This is a genomic window from Actinomycetota bacterium, assembly GCA_018830725.1.
Taxonomy (GTDB): Bacteria; Actinomycetota; Humimicrobiia; order JAHJRV01; family JAHJRV01; genus JAHJRV01.
Genome location: JAHJRV010000096.1, coordinates 1 through 4,165, shown reverse-complemented (window position 1 = coordinate 4,165; position 4,165 = coordinate 1). Strand labels below are relative to the sequence as shown.

Genomic DNA, 4,165 nt, shown 5'->3' with positions numbered 1-4,165 from the left:
TGATTAGAATCTACTCTAATTGCTCCAATTTGTCTTGTTGGATTTATTGATTTATATATTATCCCCGATGATCCAATAGATATTAAAAGTTGGCCTATATTAAACATAAATTTATACCAAGGGGTTTTTTCTAACCATTCCCGTATATTCAGTAAAGTAGCTAACATTACCCACGAAGCAGTAGAAGGACCATATATAAGAAGACAGGTTAGTGATAGTCCACTCAATATAGAAACCTTGCCACCCTTGATAAGGGGTGCTTCAAAAAAAATAGATAATACAATAAGAAATCCAAAATACAGGACACCTGATATACTGAAATTTTTATACTTTAAAGTTATATAGATTAGCAGAATTAGTCCGGCAATAAATGTAGATATAACATAGCAAAGAGTTATCCTTGAAATCTTTTCAGACATATTTCACCTATATAAACAAAAGCAGACTAAAAATAACCCATAAATTATAACATAAGGTTATCATAGCCTGCTTTTTTTTACTTAAATATTTATAAAATTTTATAAGCTACTCTTATGCACAGCTCTTTATAATATTGCAATATTCTCCAGAGAATTAATTATTACTTTATATAAATCAAAATGTATTTTAATACATGAAATAAAGTCTATATTCAAAGATTAATTAATTCTTTTAACTCAGAGTCTAATTATTTATTATTTTTCAAAAAGAATTACCACCTTACACATGAGCAAACTCCGATGAGTGAGCTTAAAAGTAGAAGTACTCTATATAGCTTTTTCATTTATTTTCACCTCCTCACATAAAATAAAAAAATTAACTTTAAAAAAAAATACCCGGGTGTGTACCCAGGTAATTTATCTATTTTTTATTATCTCTTACTAAAAATAAAAACCGACCAAAAATCTTTTAAATAATTTTAAGGCCGGTTGTATTATAAGCTCCGTGAGATATAAATACCCAAACTAAATCTCACTTCAACGCTTCCTTAAGTCTTTTTATTAAATATTAATTTTAATTTATAACATATTTTTATTAAAAATGCAAGAGCTTTTCAAAAAAAATTTCTAATATTTTATTTTTAACATACTTGCTCTTATCACTTCGGTTTTTCCATAACGAGCATTTAAATCATCTATCGCTTCTGCTAATTTCAATTCCTTATTATCCCCTTCAAATAGAGACAATTCTTTAACCCGATAGCCTTTCAAATTACTAACCCCCACCCCAATGAGTCTTATCTTCCTTCCCGCTGGTATGTTCTTTTTAAGAAGTTTCAAGGCATCTCTATAGATTTCTGTTCCTAAACAGGTCGCATTTTTTAAGGTAATGCTTCTTGTTATCACTTTGAAATCTGAAAATTTAATCTTGAGGTTTACAGTTAATGCCCTATACCCTTCCCTGCGCAAATTCTCGGCTACTCTTTCTGATAACTTTAATAAAGCGACTTTCAGTTTATCTAAATTATAGGTATCTTTTACAAAGGTGATTTCTCTGCTTATCGACTTTGGTGGAGAAAAAGGTATTACTCTGTCATCATCAATACCATTAGCTAAATTATGTATGAGCTTTCCTAATTTTCCAAAAGCAGCAGTAAGAATCTCAACCGGTATCCTCGCCAGTTCACCAATGGTTTCTATTCCCATTCTTTTTAGCTTATCCTGTGTAACTCTTCCCACACCCCATAACATAGTAACAGGTAGTTTTTCCAGTTTCCCTTTAACATTTTCTTTCGTCAAAACAACCAAACCATTCGGTTTCTTTAGCTCAGATGCTAATTTGGCTAAGAATTTATTATGTGAGATACCTACCGAACATGTAAGTCGAGTTTTTTCAAATACTCTATTTTTTATCTGTTTCGCAATCTCAACTAGTGAACCAAATATGTTTCTGGCTCCAGTAACATCTAAAAATGCCTCATCACAACCGACAATTTCAACCAGTGGAGTAAAATCACAGAAAATATCTCTTATCTGACGTGAAACTTTCAAGTACTTTTCCATATCCACAGATAAATACACTCCGTGTGGACAGAGCTGCTTAGCTTTATAAAGGGGCATTCCAGCATAAAGTCCATATACTCTTGCCTCGTATGATGCGGAGGATATCACTCCTCTAAATAATGGTCCTCCTACAATCACTGCCTTTTTCTTATATTCTGGATTGTCTCTTTGTTCAACCTGAGCAAAGAATGCATCCATATCTACATGTATTATGTCTCTCCTTCTCCTCAATCCAACCTCCCATTTTTCCTTAATCTCAACAATTTCTGTTACTTTTAGTAAATTAGTGACACCTTCAACGACTAAAGCCATTGGCTTCGTAGATTATACAGGAATTACATTATAGTTCTTGTATACTACAGGCATAGCCACATTGCCTATACTCCTTGAGATATTATTCTCTTGGAGGTACTTTTTTAAGATGTTTGCTGCACCATTAATATCTGCGTTCATCACGTTTCCACACTTACACTTGTATAATCCTCTATGCTTTCTATTGCTTTTTTTGATAGTTCCGCATACCGAACATGTCTTGCTCGTGTCTTTCTCATTCACCATTTCAAACCGTATACCAGATAGTTTTGCTTTGTATTCTATCTGTTTGGTGAGTTTAGCGAAACCCCAAGAATGCAATTTCTGAGATGCATTTTTATTCCATTTTTTATCTTTCCTTATATTCTTTATATCTCCAGCAATAATTGTCCCGATATTGTTATTCTCTGCTATTTCTATTATTCTCTTTGTTGTTGTGTGGATTATCTGATTAATCTGCTTTGATTTCTTTTTATGCATATTTGTAACTTTTTTAGATTTAAGTTTTTGTTTATCTGTTTTGCTTTGTGCCTTTGCTATCTCTTTATTAAAGTAGTGCTGAACTTCCAGTGCAGTGCCACCTGAAAATAAATAAGTATTTTTACAAGTATCAACTATTGCTGCAAGATTTTTTATTCCAATATCAACAGCCATTATTTCAGGGCTTTGTTTTATTTTAGCTTCAGAAATTTCATATACAACGTGAGCCATCCAATGCTTTCCGTTATGTAAAATATTACACATTATTGGAGTACCATTTATATCTCTCCATTTACTTATCCTTAAAATAAGTTTATCTATTCCTTTCTCTTTTCTGTATTTTCTTGACATTGTAAGTGTTATTATATCCCCATCAATCTTAAATTGTTGATAGAATGTTAATGGACTTAACATGTTCTTACTACGAAACCTCGGAGGTTTTGCATCTTTATCTGTCTTTCTTAACTTAAACCATAAAACATAATTATCTTGAAGTGTCTTAATCACTGCTTGTGCAGTTTGTGAGGGTAACATATTTTTCCAGTGGTTATTTATCAGTGCTTTCTTTTGGTCATACCAGGAAGGTATTTTACCTGTTTTCTCCCACTCATCTCTTCGCATGTAGTTGTCTGTGTTGTATAGTTTGGTAGCATAAAAACACAAATCTCGCAAAACATCTTCCTGCTCTTTTGTTAAATTAATCTTATATTTAAGTGTTAGTTTCATATTTTTAATCACCTCCTTCACATAATACATTAAGATTTATTCTTCCGTAAATATTTTGATGAACGCAATTCATCCAACGACTAAAGCCGTCGGGTTTCTTTCTAATTTATTCCTAATTAGACTTTCTTTTAGATATACAAACATATGTTCGTTAATCAATAAAATCTTACCACTCATTTGTTTGCTTTGTCAAGAAATAATTTTTTTAATAGAAGTTAATTTGTTTATATCACTTACCCCTATTCCCCCTTACCCCTCACCTTTTATTGACACCCCCCCCTAATTATCGCAATCAACATATTAAATTTATAAGAAGAAGTACTAAGTATATACATAACAACTTGTATCTCTATCAAAAAAACTGCTGTTAAATAATGCTATAATAGTTTTTGATGATATAATAAATAGGATTTTTAGATAATTTTTTAATTTTTTAGTAAAAACTGTGGAAGAAAAAATTATTTCAGATACAAAATTTGACAGAAATTTTACTCTATTTGTTATAAAGGCAGTTATTATATTTTTGGTTTGTTTTTTAGGTGTTAATTGGTTTTTAAGACTTGCAGCTAATTTTTTAAACATCACTAAAATCCCATTTATTTATCCAGGCACAAAATATGAATTATTTGTAACTATTAGCACTATAATTTCTATAATAATATTGT

4 protein-coding genes and 1 riboswitch are annotated in these 4,165 nt (G+C 30.9%); of the genes, 1 reads left to right on the top strand and 3 read right to left on the bottom strand.

All coding sequences use genetic code 11. From position 1 onward, the window contains the following. The 3 genes from KKC53_04740 to KKC53_04730 all read right to left on the bottom strand — a co-directional run. Positions 1 to 419 (bottom strand): hypothetical protein (locus KKC53_04740; GenBank protein ID MBU2598469.1); only part of this gene is annotated, 419 nt, incomplete at its 3' end. Positions 420 to 893: 474 nt separating this feature from the next. Beyond that, positions 894 to 976: riboswitch (cyclic di-GMP riboswitch) on the bottom strand. A 70-nt stretch (positions 977 to 1,046) separates the two neighbouring features. Next, on the bottom strand, positions 1,047 to 2,294 hold the full coding sequence (dinB, locus tag KKC53_04735) for a DNA polymerase IV (GenBank protein MBU2598468.1): 1,248 nt from the start codon (positions 2,292 to 2,294) through the stop codon (positions 1,047 to 1,049). 12 nt (positions 2,295 to 2,306) lie between these two features. Next, on the bottom strand, positions 2,307 to 3,500 hold the full coding sequence (locus tag KKC53_04730) for a transposase (GenBank protein ID MBU2598467.1): 1,194 nt from the start codon (positions 3,498 to 3,500) through the stop codon (positions 2,307 to 2,309). 445 nt (positions 3,501 to 3,945) lie between these two features. Here KKC53_04730 and KKC53_04725 point away from each other — a divergent pair. Further along, the coding region (locus tag KKC53_04725; protein ID MBU2598466.1) for a hypothetical protein at positions 3,946 to 4,165 on the top strand (220 nt) is incomplete at its 3' end.

Excerpts from the sequence above, each read along its gene's own strand:
- KKC53_04730 (MBU2598467.1), bottom strand. The coding sequence starts at position 3,500 with ATGAAACTAACACTTAAATATAAGATTAATTTAACAAAAGAGCAGGAA.
- dinB (MBU2598468.1), bottom strand. The coding sequence starts at position 2,294 with ATGGCTTTAGTCGTTGAAGGTGTCACTAATTTACTAAAAGTAACAGAA.